Genomic DNA, 14,252 nt, shown 5'->3' with positions numbered 1-14,252 from the left:
GTCAGCGATGCTCAAAGCTTCTCCACCAGCGTTTTTAACTGCGTAATCACGTTTTCTTTTTCATCGTCAGTTTCCCCGCTGTAAGGGCGGGTGGACTGGCGGATAATCAACCGCGTCGGCAGCAGCTCGCGGATTTTGATCTGCGGCGCGGCCATCAGCTGGATCAGACGTTCCACCGCCCGCTTACCCAACACGTTGAAATCCTGGGCCACGGTGGTTAGCGGCGGCTGGAAGTAGAGGCTGTCCGCCGTATCGTCATAGCCCGTCACCGAAACGGCCCGGCTGCCGGTGCGATTCAGCTGCGCCAGCGCGCTGAGCACGCCGAGCGCCATCTGATCGTTCGCCACCACCATTGCGCTGACCCTGGGATGCTGGTGCAGCAGTTCGAAGGTTTTTTGCCAGCCGCTGGCGGCGCTCCAGTCACCAAATACCGTCACCGCATTGCTGATCCCCAGCCGGTGCAGCGCTTCGCGCCAGCTGCTCAGGCGCAACCGTGCGGAGACGGAGCTTTCCGGCCCGGCCAGCAGGCCAAACTCCCGATGCCCTGCGTCCCACAGGTGCTGCACGCAGGCACCGCAGCCGTCGCGGTGGTCGAAACGCACGCAGCAGACGTCGCTCTCCGGTGAGACATCCAGAAACAGGCAGGCAATATCGCTGTTTTCCGCCGCCAGCCGCTCCGCCACGCTGCTTTCCAGCGGCAGGCTGATAATTGCGCCGCGAATATGCTGGGCGCGAAACTCATTCAGCCGGTCCTGCAGCGACGGGTAATCGGCCTGAACCGGCATCGCAATCGACACTTCCAGCTGATGTGACCCGGCGTAGCTTTTCACCGCGGCGGCAATTTGCGACGGCGCGTGCAGCGTCAGCGAGGCGGTAATCAGCCCAATCGACGGCGCGGATTTCCCCGCCAGCAGCTGCGCGGAGCGGTTTGGCACATAGTGCAGCGCCTGCATCGCGCGGATCACTTTGTCGCGGGTGCGTTCGGCCACCACCGCCGGATTATTCAGCACCCGGGAAACCGTCTGCTGGGAAACGCCGGCCTCGCGGGCGACATCTTCTAAGGTTGCCAAATGGCGCTGCATGCTGCGCTCCTTAATGCCGTTAAGGGTGAATGTCGTGCGCTAACATTCTATGTTTAACGGACGACAAAAAGCAGCCTTTTTCCCGGCGTTTCGTGATCGGGCGTGGGTTTCATTTTCGCCATCATTGCGGCTTTGATGAAAATATCTGATAACGAAATCACGCTTGTCAGGCGATCGACATTTTACTCAGGTAACGGCTGCTGGCTGAGACGGGATGGCAATAACAGTTAACGATGTAATTCCAATAATAATCGGGAGCAGAAGCCCCGAACCCTACAGGCATAATATGGAAAATCACCATGAAACTCTCTGAACTTGCCCCACGCGAACGGCACAACTTTATCTATTTCATGCTGTTCTTTTTCTTCTACTATTTCATCATGTCGGCCTATTTCCCGTTTTTTCCGGTGTGGCTGGCAGAAGTTAACCACCTGACGAAAACCGAAACGGGGCTGGTCTTCTCCTCGATTTCCCTGTTTTCCATCGTCTTCCAGCCGGTGTTCGGCCTGATTTCCGATAAGCTCGGGCTGCGCAAACACCTGCTGTGGACCATCACGGTGCTGTTAATCCTGTTTGCGCCGTTTTTCATTTTCGTGTTCTCGCCGCTGCTGCAGTTGAACATCATCGCGGGTGCGCTGGTGGGCGGGATTTATCTGGGGATGGTGTTCTCCAGCGGTTCCGGCGCGGTGGAAGCTTATATTGAACGCGTCAGCCGCGCTAACCGCTTTGAATACGGCAAGGTCCGCGTTTCCGGCTGCGTCGGCTGGGCGCTGTGTGCATCAATTACCGGCATTTTGTTCAGCATCGACCCGAATATCACCTTCTGGATCGCCTCCGGTTTTGCGCTGGTGCTCGCCGTACTGCTGTGGGTATCAAAACCCGAGAGCAGCAACAGCGCCGAGGTCATCGACGCGCTGGGCGCGAACCGCCGGGCGTTCTCAATGCGCACCGCGGCCGAACTGCTGCGGATGCCGCGCTTCTGGGGCTTTATTGTTTACGTGGTGGGCGTGGCCAGCGTGTATGACGTGTTCGACCAGCAGTTCGCCAACTTCTTTAAAGGCTTTTTCTCCAGCCCGCAACGCGGCACCGAAGTGTTTGGCTTTGTGACCACCGGTGGAGAGCTGCTGAATGCGATGATTATGTTCTGCGCGCCGTTTATTATTAACCGCATCGGTGCCAAAAATGCCCTGCTAATTGCGGGACTGATCATGTCCATGCGTATTCTGGGATCGTCCTTTGCCAGCTCGGCGGTGGAGGTGGTATTCCTGAAAATGCTGCATATGTTTGAGCTGCCGTTTTTACTGGTGGGCACCTTTAAATATATCTCCTCGGCGTTTAACCCGAAGCTTTCCGCCACCCTGTTCCTGATCGGCTTTAACTTATCGAAGCAGCTGTCCGGCGTGGTGCTCTCGGCGTGGGTAGGGCGGATGTACGATACCGTCGGCTTCCATCAGGCGTACCTGACTCTGGGCTGTATAACGCTGAGCTTTACGGTGATTTCCATCTTCACCCTTAAGGGCAGTAAAACGCTGCTGCCAGCTACGGCTAACAATAGCGTGGCGTGAGAGTGAAGGGCTGCCATGGAGGGCGGGCCTGTGTGCGTACTGAATTAGCCTTTCGCGTAATCCTCTTGCCTCCGGCGGCGCAAAGCTTTGGAAGCCGTGCCGCATTTTGCCTTCCTGAAACGTCATAATCCTTTGCGCCGGTAGAGCATTTTCCTATCATCGGCTTTCTTTGCCATGGACTCAGCTCCAGCTTCATAACAGGCTAATTTAAGGAAATCACCACAATGGAACTGATTAATAATTGCACGCACATCGCCGATAATGTTATATTTAAATATAATATTTGGAGGTGCTCTATGCATATTGCTCGCCTGAAAAAGGTTGGAGGCTCCGTCATGCTGGCGGTTCCTCCCGCCGTGCTCAAAACACTGGGGCTGTCTACGGATAGCGAAGTGGGTATGACCATCGATAATGGCCGCCTGATTATTGAACCCCAGAAACGACCACATTATTCCCTTGATGAGCTGCTGGCGCAGTGCGATCCGCACGCAGAAATCAGTGGAGAGGATCGGGAATGGGCGAATGCCTCAGCCCTGGGTAAGGAGGCCCTGTAAATGGACAGGGGAGAAATCTGGCTCGTCTCTCTCGATCCCACTGCGGGGCATGAACAACGCGGAACGCGGCCGGTGCTGATTGTTTCACCCGCCGCTTTTAACGCCTTCACCCGGCTCCCCGTTGTTGTTCCAGTCACCAGCGGCGGCAACTTCGCCCGCACGGCAGGCTTCGCCGTTTCTCTGGACGGTGCAGGAACGAAAACCACCGGCGTGATTCGCTGCGACCAGCCGAGAACCCTTGATATGGAAGTGCGTAACGGCAGACGCCTGGAGCGGGTACCCGAGGTGATTATCAATGAGGTGCTGGCAAGGCTGGAGGCGATTCTTGGGTGATGTTTTGGGCGGGGGCTTTTTTATATGTGATGGCTTTGGAGTGGAATTTTATGTCTGGTTTAGGAGAACGTTTTGTTCGCTGGAAGAGGGTGTAGACAGAGAGCATTGAAGAGTGGGTGGAATGCGAAGACCTGACAGGAGAGGGCTGGTGGTCCGCTATGTGCAAGGAGCGGACATTGTTATAAATGGCAATTGATAAAACATCGGCCCGTTTATCTTTTCTTACAGAGTCTCAACCACTACAAATTCTTCTGCGATCAACTCCATATCTTCAGAAAAATGACCTTCACGGGTGAAAAACCGCTGATGCTCTTTCTGCCAGTATGCAAGGCTTAAATCGCCTTCACCTTCTTTGCGGGCAAACGCCTCAGTCACATCACAAAAACGCATCAGTCGCACTGAAAGCAGCCTGATTACACAGACCGGAACATTCTGGCCATCAAGGATAATGTTATAACTCCCAATCCTCGGGGCAGATACTTCCTGCTGGTAAGAGGCAAAAGATCCGCAGGAGGCCGTTTTGATCCCTTTTTTAATCAGGTCAGCAAGCTCGCTCGCCATTTCAGGGCTGTCACCCATTTGCCAGGTATCTGCACCTGGATACTTCATTTTTACTTCCTCAAGCGCAACCATTAAAAGTCCTTCTTGATCGTCGATGAAAAGAAACGTTATACAGTTTTTAGTATGTACTGTCCCGATATTGCCAGTGATGCTTTTGTTCGGATAATGTGGTCCGCTTTTCGCTCACAGCCAACATGATGACGACTCACCCTGTCTTCTTCATGGCAGAAGCGGACATTTTAACAGCCCGTGTGTAAAATATTAACGCTGCTATTCATTACTGACTTCAGGAATCAATAAATGAAAATCGACTGGCACAGTGCGGTATTAACACGATCTACGGTCGTGGATAAACACTATAAAAATACGCAAAACGTTCGTCGCTTCATGGTTGATGAATGTGGTGCGGATTTTCGGTTCGATCGTGATTTTATGGCCTGGATAGTAAATGGCGCGACGAAAAACCTGGGTGATGTTGTTGATGAATGGAAGCGCAGGCATTCATTATAAAAATGACGGTCCCTTCCTCGCTCATCACGCACTTTTGCCGCGATGTTTGCCCCTCTGGTGACGGCTTCGGCCATGTCACCCCTCGCGGTATGTTCGCCAGCACCCAGTAAGCCTTAATGTGATGAAACGAATACAGACGCTGGCTGCGCAGGCGGAACGGCGAAGTGATGCTGCATGCGTTTTATCTCCTCCGCCGGTGGCAGACCAAACAGGCGCTTGAACTCGCGATTAAACTGCGATGGGCTTTCATAGCCGACGGCGTAGCTTGCGGCAGCGGCGGTGAGCTGCTGGCGCACCATCAACATCCGCGCCTGGTGCAGGCGTACCGATTTCACATACTGCATCGGCGGCATCCGGGTTATCGCTTTGAAATGGTGATGAAACGTCGGTACGCTCATTCCGGCTTCCGTCGCCAGTTGCGTCAGCGTTAACGGTTCCGCATAGGTGGCATGGATGCGCTCCAGCACTTTGCCGATTTTGCCAAACTGCCCCTGCAAAGCCAGCGCGGCGCGCATGGCATTGCCCTGTGCGCCGGTCAACACGCGGAAATACAGTTCGCGCACCCGCCCGGGGCCGAGGATCCACGCCTCAAGCGGATCATTCAGGGCTTCAAGCAAACTCAGCACGGCCGTTTTTACCGCGTCGTCCATCGGGCTGGACATCATGCTTTGCGGCGCGGCGGGAGGAGGCGGGGTGCCATGCTGTCCAATCTGCAGCATCAGTTCAGTGGCCAGTTGAAAATCCAGATGCATGTAAATCGCCAGCAACGGACGTTCAGCCGAGGCGTCCGTTTCCATCACAAACGGCACGGGCACTGAAACCGCCAGATAGTGCTGCTCATCATATAAATAGGTCTGCTGACCGAAATAGCCGCGTTTGCTACCCTGGCAGACAATCACGATACCCGGGTCATAGAGCACAGGCGTTCTGGCAAGCGGACGATCGGCACGCAAAATTCGCACATCGGGCAATGCAGTGAGGTTGTACCCCTCCAGCGCCGCAAGTGCTTTTATCCGGGTAATCATTTCAGACATGTCAGCACCTCATAAAATCAGGCAATAAAAAGAGAAAATAAGGCCTAAAAATGCGGCAGGGTAGAGAATACCATGCAATCTCCACTGTTTATGGGAGTTCTTTTTATGACATCGGCAAAAACGATCTTAATCACCGGGGTCAGCAGCGGCTTTGGCCGCGCGCTGGCGCAGGAAGCCCTCGCCGCAGGCCATCGCGTCATTGGTACCGTGCGTACCCACGAAGCATTAAACGCTTTCGGGGCGCTCGATGCACAGCGGGCTTTCGGACGCCTCCTTGATGTAACGGACTTTGAGCGTATTGATGAGGTCGTTGCGGAGATTGAGTCCACCGCCGGTCCGGTTGATGTGCTGGTGAACAATGCCGGTTACGGCCATGAAGGCATTATGGAAGAATCTTCGCTCGAAGAGATGCGCCGCCAGTTTGACGTGAATGTGTTTGGTGCCGTGGCGATGATCAAAGCCGTGCTGCCGGGCATGCGTCAGCGCCGTCGAGGTCATATTATCAATATCACCTCGATGGGCAGTTTCATTACCCTGCCAGGCATCAGCTATTACTGCGGCAGCAAATTTGCGCTGGAAGGGATATCAGAAACGTTAGGCAAAGAGCTTGCCCCGTTTAACATCTTCGTGACCGCCGTGGCACCCGGCTCGTTTCGCACCGACTGGGCCGGGCGCTCAATGGTGCGCAGCGCGCGTAGCATCCCGGACTATGATGCTTTGTTCGATCCCATCCGTCAGTCTCGGGAGGAAAAAAGCGGTAAGCAGCTGGGCGACCCCGTTAAAGCCGCGCATGCCATGCTGGCCATCATGGAGAGCCAGAATCCACCAGTGCATTTATTGTTAGGCAGTGATGCTTTGAGTTTAGTGCGGCAAAAACTCGCGGCTTTTGGGAAGGAGATAGAAGAATGGGGGAAATTAACCTGTTCAACGGATGGAAGTACGGTCGCAGAGGCCGGGAGCACGATGGATAATCGATGATGGCCGGCCGCATATAAGGGGCATTTCGCGCGGGCCATCAAGCTGTTCCCCTGACCGTTTAACGCAAAACAAAAAGCCCGCTTAAGTTTCCTTAAGCGGGCTTCTCTAAATATGGCTCCTCTGACTGGACTCGAACCAGTGACATACGGATTAACAGTCCGCCGTTCTACCGACTGAACTACAGAGGAATCGTTTGAACGGGGCGCATAGTATCGAGCGGGGCAGGGGATGTCAAAGGCTGATTTGTTGTTTCTGGTTTAACTGCTGAATAAACCGGCAGTTGATGCGTTTTTTGTGCTGTAACCCGCATTTTTTTATCTTTTGCGTACTGCTTTGCAGGTTGGATCCGCGTTGCAGTGGCGGTTACATCTCTTTATGCAAGCACGATCACGTTTATTTCATTTTCATATTGAGTTGCGTATTTTTGAAATATATATTCCAGTTAGTTTTTCATTTCGTTCCATTTTGCCACCCCTACACCCAAGGATTTGTCATGCAAAAAGTCAGAATCGGACTGATTGGCACCGGCTACATCGGACGCTGCCACGCTATCGCTTACTCTCAGGCTTCGACGGTATTTAAGCTGAAAGGCGAACTGGTTCGTGAGATGGTTGCCGAGGTTAACCCGGACGTAGCGCGCGCTCAGGCCGCCGCGCTGGGCTTTAACCGATCGACCGGGGACTGGCGTGAGCTGGTGGCGGACGAAAATATTGACGTGGTGGATATCTGCGCGCCGAACTTCCTGCATAAGGAAATGGCGCTGGAGGCGATTCGCCACGGAAAGCACGTTTATTCCGAAAAGCCGCTGGCGCTGGACGTGGCGGATGCGGAAGAAATGGTCCGCGCTGCAGAAAAAGCCGGGGTAAAAACCCTGGTGGGCTTCAACTACATGAAAAACCCGACCAGCCAGCTGGCGAAAGAGATTATCGCCCGCGGCGAAATCGGTGACGTGGTGCATTTCTACGGCACCCACAACGAAGACTATCTGGCGAACCCGAACACCCCGCTGGACTGGCACTGCCAGAAAGCGCTGGCCGGGCTGGGCGCACTGGGGGATCTCGCCGCGCATATCGTCAATATGGCGCACTTCCTGGTGGGCAACATCAGCGAAGTCAGCGGCGATATGATGACGGTCATCAAACAGCGCCCGGACCCGAAAGATCCGTCTACGCTGCGCGATGTGGAAAACGAAGACCAGGCCAGCGCGCTGCTGCGCTTTGCCAACGGCGCGCACGGCGTGATTGAAACCTCGCGTATCGCCTGCGGCAGCAAAATGGGCCTGACCTACGTGGTGACCGGCACCAAAGGCACCATCCGCTACACCCAGGAGCGCATGGCCGAGCTGGAGCTGTATATCCACGACGAACCGGCCGGTCGTCAGGGCTTCAAAACCATCCTGACCGGGCCTGCGCACCCTGACTATGCGGCATTCTGCATCTCCGCCGGTCACGGTATCGGCTTTAACGATCAGAAAACCGTTGAAGTGCGCGACCTGATCAACGGCATCGCCGCCGACGACCGCATGTGGCCGGACTTCGCGGAAGGCCTGCAGGTGTCGAAAGTGCTGGAAGCGATTGCCGTTTCCGCTGCGGAAGGCCGCTGGATGAAAGTCTGATTTTCAGGCGCTTCTCTGAGTGAAAAAGGCTGCTGGCGTCATCGCCACGCAGCCTTTTTTTATTCCCGTCCGATAATTCCAGCGCGCAGGCGCAGCCCCCGCCAGCTAACCGGTTACTATCCCTTGCTGATTGTCGCGGCGATCCGGGAAGGCGTTTAACTTCAGGGGTATTACGTGTATGATAATAATACTCATTTGCAACCCAATCCTAATCATGAAACCTCAATCTTCCGTTACCCGCCTGATGTTTGCTGCCGGTGCGCTGGCGTTTGGCGTGATGCTCAGCGGCTGCGATCGGGCCTCCGACGAAGCTAAGCCCGCGGCGCAGCACGATGCTGCCCATCAGAGCGCGGCGGCCGGTGAGCCGCACGGCACAGGTCATCAGCACGACGCGCACGGCGGCCAGCCGAAAACTTCCGCGCCGGGCGAAACGTCCGGGTCGGGTCGGCAAAACGCGGCGGTCAGCGAACCGCAGGGCTGGCCGCGTACCCTGCAAACGCCGAAGGGCGCAGTGACCCTGCAACAGGCACCGCAGCGAATTGTTTCCACCAGCGTGACCCTCACCGGTACGCTGCTGGCCATTGACGCGCCGGTGATCGGTTCCGGTGCCACCGGGCGCAACTCGACCGTGGCGGATGAGCAGGGCTTCTTTACCCAGTGGGGCGCGGTCGCGAAGGAACGCCAGGTTAAACCGCTGTACGTGACCGAGCCGAATGCCGAAGCGATTGCGGCCGAGGCCCCCGATCTGATTATCATCGCGGCAACCGGCGGTGATTCAGCGATCAAACTTTACGATCAGCTGTCGACCATCGCCCCGACGCTGGTGATTGATTACGGTAATAAAAGCTGGCAGCAGCTGGCGCTTCAGCTGGGTGACATCACCGGGCACGAGAACGAAGCGAAAGCGGTGATTGACCGTTTTGAGCAGCGCGTGCAGAAGGTAAAGCAGGAAATTACCCTGCCGCCGCAGCCGGTGTCGGCGCTGGTTTACTACGAAGACGGGCGCGGCGTGAATCTGTGGACGCGCGAGTCAGCGCAGGGCAAGCTGCTGACCGAGCTGGGCTTCAGCCTGGCGATGCCGCCGGCGGACGTGCACGGCGGGACCAGCATGGGCAAGCGCAACGATATCATCCAACTGACCGGCGAGAATATGGCGGCGGGGCTGACGGGCAAAACGATGATCCTGTTCTCGTCGGATGACGAAACGGTGCAGAAGGTGGAGGCCAATCCTTTCCTGGCGCATCTGGATGCGGTCAGCGCGAAGCGGGTGTATTCGATGGGGCCGGATACCTTCCGTCTGGATTACTACAGCGCCAGCAATATGCTGAACAGCATTGAGCGGGATTTTAAGGCGCAGTAACCGCCCTGAGAGGGTTTCGCGATCGTGCCAGTCCGGTGACGGATTATTCATCATTCTTAGAGTTATTTCGCCATTTAGAGAGGATTGTCAGGGATGTCGCTCCACCGTTCTCAGCCCGCTAACCCACCGGAAACGGTGGATTCGCGCTATGCTTCCCGCCTGAGCGGTGTGGCAGTCTGCCTGGCCCTGCTGCTGCTGGTGTCCCTTGCCAGCCTGATGATGGGGGCGAGGTCAATTGCGCCGTCGGTGGTGTGGCAGAGCCTGTTTGGCAATCTGCAGGGGCCGGACAGTACGATAATCTTCAACGCCCGGCTGCCGCGCACCCTCGCCGGGCTGCTGGTGGGCCTGGCGCTCGGTGGCGCAGGGGCGGTGATCCAGGCGCTGACCCGCAACCCGCTGGCTGACCCCGGCATCCTCGGGGTGAATTCGGGGGCCAGTTTTGCGATGGCCCTTGGCATTACCCTGTTCGGGGTCAACAGCATGGCGGGCTGGCTCGGCTTTGCCTGGTGCGGCGCGCTGGCGGCCAGCATTGCCGTCTGGCTGATCGGCACCCTCAGCGGCGGCCGGGTGAATCCGATCCGCCTGACGCTGGCGGGCGTGGCGCTCAGCGCGGTGCTCGGCGGCTTTACCTCCTCGCTCTCCTTACTTAATCCGCAAACCTTCGACCAGATGCGCTTCTGGCAGGCCGGCACGCTGGACATCCGCGATCTGCACAATCTGGCGGTGGTCGCGCCCGCCATTTTGGCCGGTGCCGCGCTGGCGCTGGTGGCATCGCGTTCGCTGAACAACCTCAGCATGGGGGAAGATCTGGCGGCGGCGCTGGGGACGCGGGTGGTCGCCATTCGCCTGCTGGCGCTGCTGGCGGTGATGCTGCTCTGCGGTTCGGCTACCGCGCTGGTCGGGCCGATCGGCTTTGTCGGACTGATGGTGCCGCACGTCGCCCGCTGGTGGGTGGGATCGGACCAGCGCTGGATCCTGATTTACTCTTTTTTAATGGCCCCGATCCTGCTGCTGACGGCGGACATCGCCGGCAGGCTGATGGTGGACGGCGAGCTGCGCGTTTCGATCGTCACCGCGCTGATCGGCGCACCGGTGCTGATCTGGCTGGTTCGCCAGCGTAAGAATTAAGGACAGTGATATGCACTCCCGAACGCTACTGATTGGCCGCGCCAGCGGCTGGATCAATCTGCGGCTCAGCGCCCGCGTGCTGTGGGTCAATGTGATTCTGCTGCTGCTGGCGACGATGCTGGCGCTGTTTGCGCTCGGCTACGGCACGCTGCGTATCGCCCCCGGACAGGTGTGGCAGGCGCTGCTGGGCGAAGGCCCGGCCGGGTTTCAGACCGTGGTGAACCAGTGGCGCGCGCCGCGCGTGGTGATGGCGCTGGTGCTCGGCGCCGGGCTGGGCGTCAGCGGCGCGATCTTTCAGTCCGCCATCCGTAATCCGCTCGGCAGCCCGGACGTGGTGGGCTTCAATGCCGGCGCTTTCACCGGCGCGCTGATCGCCATCATCCTGTTTAACGGTAACTATTACCAGGTGGCCGGGGGCGCGCTGCTGGGCGGCATCGCCGCCGCCGCGCTGGTTTATCTGCTGGCCTGGCGGCAGGGCATTGTCGGCTTCCGGCTGATTATCGTCGGCATCGGCGTTGGCGCGGTGCTGTCGGCGCTCAACAGCTGGCTGATTATCAGCGCCTCGCTGGAAAGCGCAATGAGCGCCGCCCTGTGGGGAGCCGGTTCGCTGAACGGCATGACCTGGAGCAAGGGGCAGCCCGCGCTGGTGCTGGTGCCGCTGACGATAATGGCCACGCTGCTGCTGGGCCGCCGTCAGCAGCTGATGGAAATGGGCGATGACAGCGCCCGCGCGCTGGGGATCAATGCCGAGTCGAGCCGGCTGTGGCTGATGCTGGGCGGAATTATCCTCACCGCCGTGGCCACCGCCACCGCCGGACCGATTGCCTTTATTGCGCTGTCGGCGCCGCAGATTGCCCGCCGGATGACGGCCGCCAGCGCCATGCCGCTGTTTTCTGCCGCCACAACCGGCGCGGTCCTGCTGCTGCTGGCGGATGTGCTCGCCCAGCACGCCTTTAACGGGATACAACTGCCGGTCGGTGCCGTGACCGTCAGCATCGGCGGCCTGTATCTGATTTGGTTACTTATCAGGGAATCTCGTCGCTCATGACCGATATGCCTCTCTCTTCCCGCCTTGCGGCGGCCGACCTGACGCTGGCCTACGACCAGAAGGTGATTGCCAGCGAACTCAGCGTGCAGATACCGGATGGTAAATTCACGGTGATCATCGGCCCCAACGCCTGTGGCAAATCAACGCTGCTGCGGGCGCTGTGCCGCCTGCTGAAGCCGCGCAGCGGGCAGATACTGCTCGACGGCAGTGATATTCACCAGATGGGCACCAAGGCGCTGGCCAGGCAGCTGGGTCTGCTGCCGCAGCATGCGATTGTGCCGGAAGGGATCAGCGTGGCCGATCTGGTGGCGCGCGGGCGCTATCCGCATCAGACGCTGCTGAAACAGTGGAGCGAGGCGGATCGCCGGGCGGTGGATGCCGCGATGCAGGCGACCAACGTCAGCGAGCTGGCGCAGCGCAGCGTGGATGAGCTTTCCGGCGGTCAGCGGCAGCGGGTGTGGGTGGCGATGGTGCTGGCGCAGCAGACGCCGCTGCTGCTGCTGGATGAACCGACCACCTGGCTGGATATTGCCCATCAGATCGAACTGCTGGATCTGTTCCGCCAGCTCAATCAGGAGCATGGCCACACCCTGGTGGCGGTGCTGCACGATCTGAATCAGGCCTGCCGCTACGCCGACCATCTGATTGTGATGAAGGCGGGGCAGATTATCGCCCAGGGCGAACCCGCCGGCATTATCAGCAGTGCGCTGGTACAGCAGGTCTTTGGCATGGAGAGCGTGATTATCGACGATCCGGTGTCGCACACGCCGATGATTGTTCCCTGCGGGCGCTATCATCAGGCGCAGGCCTTAGCGCGGTAGACAAATGTGACCCCGGCGCGATGCCGGGGTCAGGCGGTTCAGGCTGGGTGCTGAGGGTCAGCAAAATCCGCCAGCAGCCAGCGCAGGCCGTCAACCAGACCGCCGCGCCAGCACAGCGAATCATGGCCGCCGGAGAAGATGCGGAAGAAGGTGCGATGCCCGGCGGCAACCAGCGCCTCGTGCATCTGCTCGCTGAGCGGGGCCATATCGCCTTCGCGACTGCCTGCCTCCATAAAGACGGTCAGTTGACTGGCGGGAAGATCGCGCTGAATCAGCTGGGCGGTCAGCCAGCCCATCTCGCGCTGTTTCAGCTCGCCAAAATTGCGGATCAGCTGCATGTTCGGCCACCAGAACGAGCCGGACTGGCTGAGCACGCGGCCAAAGCGGTGCGGGCGATGCAGCCCGGCATAGGTGGCCGCCAGCCCGCCATAGCTCTGCCCGGTGACCACGGTGCGATCCGCCTCCTCGCTGAACGGCGTGCGGGCGCGCGCCAGCGGCAGCAGTTCCTCTTCTACCGCCTGCCAGAACGCCGGGTTACACGGCAGCTCTTTCTCGCGCCATTCCATATTAATGACGTCAATAAACAGCCAGGCCGCCGCCGGGAAATGGCCGCTTTCGGTTTCGCTGTCCAGCGCGGCGAACAGCGGGCTGCCTTCCGCCCAGTTCTGACCGTCCAGGATCAGCACCAGCGGTCGGGTTTCCGGGGTATCGGTGTGGCCGGTGGTGTAAAGCCAGATGCGCCGCTCGTTGCCCAGCCGATCGCTCTGCCATGTGAACTGCTGCAGGCGGCCGGCATCGGCCAGCGGCGTATGGCCGGAGTCCAGCAGGTGCCACGAGGACTGATCCGGTGCGCCCGGCATATGGGCGGCGGAAAGGGGGTGATGGCGGCTGTTATAGTGCGGCGCGCTGTGATTCAGCGGGTCGGAGAGGGCGAACGGGAACAGTGACATCCACCACTCGCGCTGCTGCCGCGCCCGGGTTTCCACATCGCTACTGAAAGCGGGAGGCAGCTGGGCCGCGCCCACCGGGATCAGGCTGTAGCTGCCGCGCCACTGCGGGTCGATCTCCGTTGACCAGTGCCAGACGTCCGTCCCCGCCAGGCGGTGCAGGCTCTGCGGCTGCGGGCTGTGGTGGTCGGTGACGCAGTTGATATCGGCATAGACCTGGCGCACCGGGGAGTGGGATTCATCGCCGGCCGGATCGCGCCAGAAATAGCTCATTTTCACTTTATCGATGGAAAATTCTTCCACCAGCGGCGTGCCAATGTGCGCCAGCTCCTGCCACCAGGCCTCTGTGCCGACGTTATCCGCTGCTAGCAATGCTGCTGCGCATCCGAACGGCTGTCGTAAGGGGCGAGGCCATGATTTTTTCGTCACGGATGTTTTCCTTTGGTTACATTATGTTACTTAGATTTCAACTTATTCAGAACGCTTAAATCAAATAACGCTAATGCAAATATTATTGAGAACAATTTGCATTTGCAATAACATGCTGCCCAACTTTCCAGGGGAGGAGGGTAAGTGCCGTAGATATAACGATTTTCTCCTGGAAGGGGTGCAGAGAAGTACCGCCGTTCGCAGTGGCAAAGGTGCTTTCTGTTTTCGTCGCGCTTATCAGTTCCGCATAACCGCGGCTTTACGGGGTGACCCCTGAAAGTTTGTTC

At 58.4% G+C, this 14,252-nt stretch carries 15 protein-coding genes and 1 tRNA gene; 10 read left to right on the top strand and 6 right to left on the bottom strand.

The window, feature by feature from the left end; genetic code table 11:
• Nucleotides 1-11: 11 nt before the first annotated feature.
• A complete protein-coding gene (locus PGH32_RS10280; protein WP_314423629.1) occupies nucleotides 12-1,082 on the bottom strand; it encodes a LacI family DNA-binding transcriptional regulator in 1,071 nt (356 codons plus the stop codon).
• Between the two features lie 299 nt (nucleotides 1,083-1,381).
• Between PGH32_RS10280 and PGH32_RS10275 the strand changes: the two genes are divergently transcribed.
• Nucleotides 1,382-2,647, top strand: a complete 1,266-nt coding sequence (locus PGH32_RS10275) for an MFS transporter (protein WP_314423627.1) — start codon at nucleotides 1,382-1,384, stop codon at nucleotides 2,645-2,647.
• Nucleotides 2,648-2,769: 122 nt separating this feature from the next.
• On the opposite strand, the gene PGH32_RS10270 is transcribed toward PGH32_RS10275, so the two are convergent.
• Nucleotides 2,770-2,949 (bottom strand): hypothetical protein, encoded by a 180-nt coding sequence (locus PGH32_RS10270; protein WP_314423624.1) that lies wholly within the window; start codon nucleotides 2,947-2,949, stop codon nucleotides 2,770-2,772.
• Here PGH32_RS10270 and PGH32_RS10265 point away from each other — a divergent pair.
• Both PGH32_RS10265 and PGH32_RS10260 read left to right on the top strand, forming a co-directional pair.
• Complete coding sequence (locus tag PGH32_RS10265; RefSeq protein ID WP_314423621.1) at nucleotides 2,944-3,201, top strand: AbrB/MazE/SpoVT family DNA-binding domain-containing protein; 258 nt, start codon at nucleotides 2,944-2,946, stop codon at nucleotides 3,199-3,201. The genes PGH32_RS10270 and PGH32_RS10265 overlap by 6 nt on opposite strands.
• Nucleotides 3,202-3,534, top strand: coding sequence for a type II toxin-antitoxin system PemK/MazF family toxin (locus PGH32_RS10260; protein ID WP_314423618.1), 333 nt, complete (start codon nucleotides 3,202-3,204; stop codon nucleotides 3,532-3,534).
• A gap of 222 nt (nucleotides 3,535-3,756) precedes the next feature.
• Here PGH32_RS10260 and PGH32_RS10255 read toward each other — a convergent pair whose 3' ends face one another.
• Nucleotides 3,757-4,167: an ASCH domain-containing protein gene (locus tag PGH32_RS10255; protein WP_337893953.1), complete on the bottom strand. Its 411-nt coding sequence runs from the start codon at nucleotides 4,165-4,167 to the stop codon at nucleotides 3,757-3,759.
• A gap of 228 nt (nucleotides 4,168-4,395) precedes the next feature.
• Here PGH32_RS10255 and PGH32_RS10250 point away from each other — a divergent pair, with 228 nt between their 5' ends.
• On the top strand, nucleotides 4,396-4,605 hold the full coding sequence (locus PGH32_RS10250) for a DUF6434 domain-containing protein (RefSeq protein ID WP_337893952.1): 210 nt from the start codon (nucleotides 4,396-4,398) through the stop codon (nucleotides 4,603-4,605).
• A 113-nt stretch (nucleotides 4,606-4,718) separates the two neighbouring features.
• Here PGH32_RS10250 and PGH32_RS10245 read toward each other — a convergent pair whose 3' ends face one another.
• The gene (locus tag PGH32_RS10245; protein WP_337893951.1) at nucleotides 4,719-5,639 is read right to left on the bottom strand and encodes an AraC family transcriptional regulator; all 921 of its coding nucleotides are present in this window, start codon (nucleotides 5,637-5,639) and stop codon (nucleotides 4,719-4,721) included.
• 105 nt (nucleotides 5,640-5,744) lie between these two features.
• Here PGH32_RS10245 and PGH32_RS10240 point away from each other — a divergent pair, with 105 nt between their 5' ends.
• Nucleotides 5,745-6,617, top strand: a complete 873-nt coding sequence (locus tag PGH32_RS10240; RefSeq protein WP_337894286.1) for an oxidoreductase — start codon at nucleotides 5,745-5,747, stop codon at nucleotides 6,615-6,617.
• A gap of 112 nt (nucleotides 6,618-6,729) precedes the next feature.
• On the opposite strand, the gene PGH32_RS10235 is transcribed toward PGH32_RS10240, so the two are convergent.
• Nucleotides 6,730-6,805, bottom strand: a tRNA-Asn gene (locus PGH32_RS10235).
• A gap of 305 nt (nucleotides 6,806-7,110) precedes the next feature.
• On the opposite strand from PGH32_RS10235, the gene PGH32_RS10230 reads away from it, so the two are divergent.
• From PGH32_RS10230 to PGH32_RS10210, 5 genes are all read left to right on the top strand, one after another.
• Nucleotides 7,111-8,232, top strand: a complete 1,122-nt coding sequence (locus tag PGH32_RS10230; RefSeq protein WP_337893950.1) for a Gfo/Idh/MocA family protein — start codon at nucleotides 7,111-7,113, stop codon at nucleotides 8,230-8,232.
• A 214-nt stretch (nucleotides 8,233-8,446) separates the two neighbouring features.
• Nucleotides 8,447-9,592 carry a Fe2+-enterobactin ABC transporter substrate-binding protein gene (fepB, locus tag PGH32_RS10225; RefSeq protein WP_337893949.1) on the top strand — a complete coding sequence of 382 codons (1,146 nt, stop codon included), beginning with the start codon at nucleotides 8,447-8,449 and terminating at the stop codon, nucleotides 9,590-9,592.
• 93 nt (nucleotides 9,593-9,685) lie between these two features.
• Complete coding sequence (gene fepD / locus PGH32_RS10220) at nucleotides 9,686-10,720, top strand: Fe(3+)-siderophore ABC transporter permease (protein WP_337893948.1); 1,035 nt, start codon at nucleotides 9,686-9,688, stop codon at nucleotides 10,718-10,720.
• A gap of 10 nt (nucleotides 10,721-10,730) precedes the next feature.
• Complete coding sequence (fepG, locus tag PGH32_RS10215; RefSeq protein ID WP_314423597.1) at nucleotides 10,731-11,768, top strand: iron-enterobactin ABC transporter permease; 1,038 nt, start codon at nucleotides 10,731-10,733, stop codon at nucleotides 11,766-11,768.
• Complete coding sequence (locus PGH32_RS10210; RefSeq protein WP_337893947.1) at nucleotides 11,765-12,589, top strand: ABC transporter ATP-binding protein; 825 nt, start codon at nucleotides 11,765-11,767, stop codon at nucleotides 12,587-12,589. Before fepG ends, PGH32_RS10210 begins: the two co-directional genes overlap by 4 nt.
• A 38-nt stretch (nucleotides 12,590-12,627) precedes the next feature.
• Here the strand turns inward: PGH32_RS10210 and fes are convergent, their stop codons facing one another.
• Nucleotides 12,628-13,965 carry an enterochelin esterase gene (fes, locus tag PGH32_RS10205; RefSeq protein WP_337893946.1) on the bottom strand — a complete coding sequence of 446 codons (1,338 nt, stop codon included), beginning with the start codon at nucleotides 13,963-13,965 and terminating at the stop codon, nucleotides 12,628-12,630.
• Nucleotides 13,966-14,252 lie beyond the last annotated feature (287 nt).

This window comes from Erwinia sp. SLM-02, assembly GCF_037450285.1.
Lineage (GTDB): Bacteria > Pseudomonadota > Gammaproteobacteria > Enterobacterales > Enterobacteriaceae > Erwinia.
The sequence above is the reverse complement of the archived record's forward strand: the minus strand, read 5'-3'. Positions and strand labels throughout refer to the sequence as shown.

Bases quoted from the DNA above. Each gene is read 5' to 3' on its own strand.
- PGH32_RS10230 (WP_337893950.1), top strand. From the start codon at position 7,111: ATGCAAAAAGTCAGAATCGGACTGATTGGCACCGGCTACATCGGACGC.
- PGH32_RS10245 (WP_337893951.1), bottom strand. From the start codon at position 5,639: ATGTCTGAAATGATTACCCGGATAAAAGCACTTGCGGCGCTGGAGGGG.
- fepD (WP_337893948.1), top strand. From the start codon at position 9,686: ATGTCGCTCCACCGTTCTCAGCCCGCTAACCCACCGGAAACGGTGGAT.
- PGH32_RS10210 (WP_337893947.1), top strand. From the start codon at position 11,765: ATGACCGATATGCCTCTCTCTTCCCGCCTTGCGGCGGCCGACCTGACG.
- PGH32_RS10255 (WP_337893953.1), bottom strand. From the start codon at position 4,167: ATGGTTGCGCTTGAGGAAGTAAAAATGAAGTATCCAGGTGCAGATACC.
- PGH32_RS10275 (WP_314423627.1), top strand. From the start codon at position 1,382: ATGAAACTCTCTGAACTTGCCCCACGCGAACGGCACAACTTTATCTAT.
- PGH32_RS10240 (WP_337894286.1), top strand. From the start codon at position 5,745: ATGACATCGGCAAAAACGATCTTAATCACCGGGGTCAGCAGCGGCTTT.
- fepG (WP_314423597.1), top strand. From the start codon at position 10,731: ATGCACTCCCGAACGCTACTGATTGGCCGCGCCAGCGGCTGGATCAAT.
- PGH32_RS10280 (WP_314423629.1), bottom strand. From the start codon at position 1,082: ATGCAGCGCCATTTGGCAACCTTAGAAGATGTCGCCCGCGAGGCCGGC.
- fepB (WP_337893949.1), top strand. From the start codon at position 8,447: ATGAAACCTCAATCTTCCGTTACCCGCCTGATGTTTGCTGCCGGTGCG.
- PGH32_RS10265 (WP_314423621.1), top strand. From the start codon at position 2,944: ATGCATATTGCTCGCCTGAAAAAGGTTGGAGGCTCCGTCATGCTGGCG.
- PGH32_RS10270 (WP_314423624.1), bottom strand. From the start codon at position 2,949: ATGCATAGAGCACCTCCAAATATTATATTTAAATATAACATTATCGGC.
- PGH32_RS10250 (WP_337893952.1), top strand. From the start codon at position 4,396: ATGAAAATCGACTGGCACAGTGCGGTATTAACACGATCTACGGTCGTG.
- PGH32_RS10260 (WP_314423618.1), top strand. From the start codon at position 3,202: ATGGACAGGGGAGAAATCTGGCTCGTCTCTCTCGATCCCACTGCGGGG.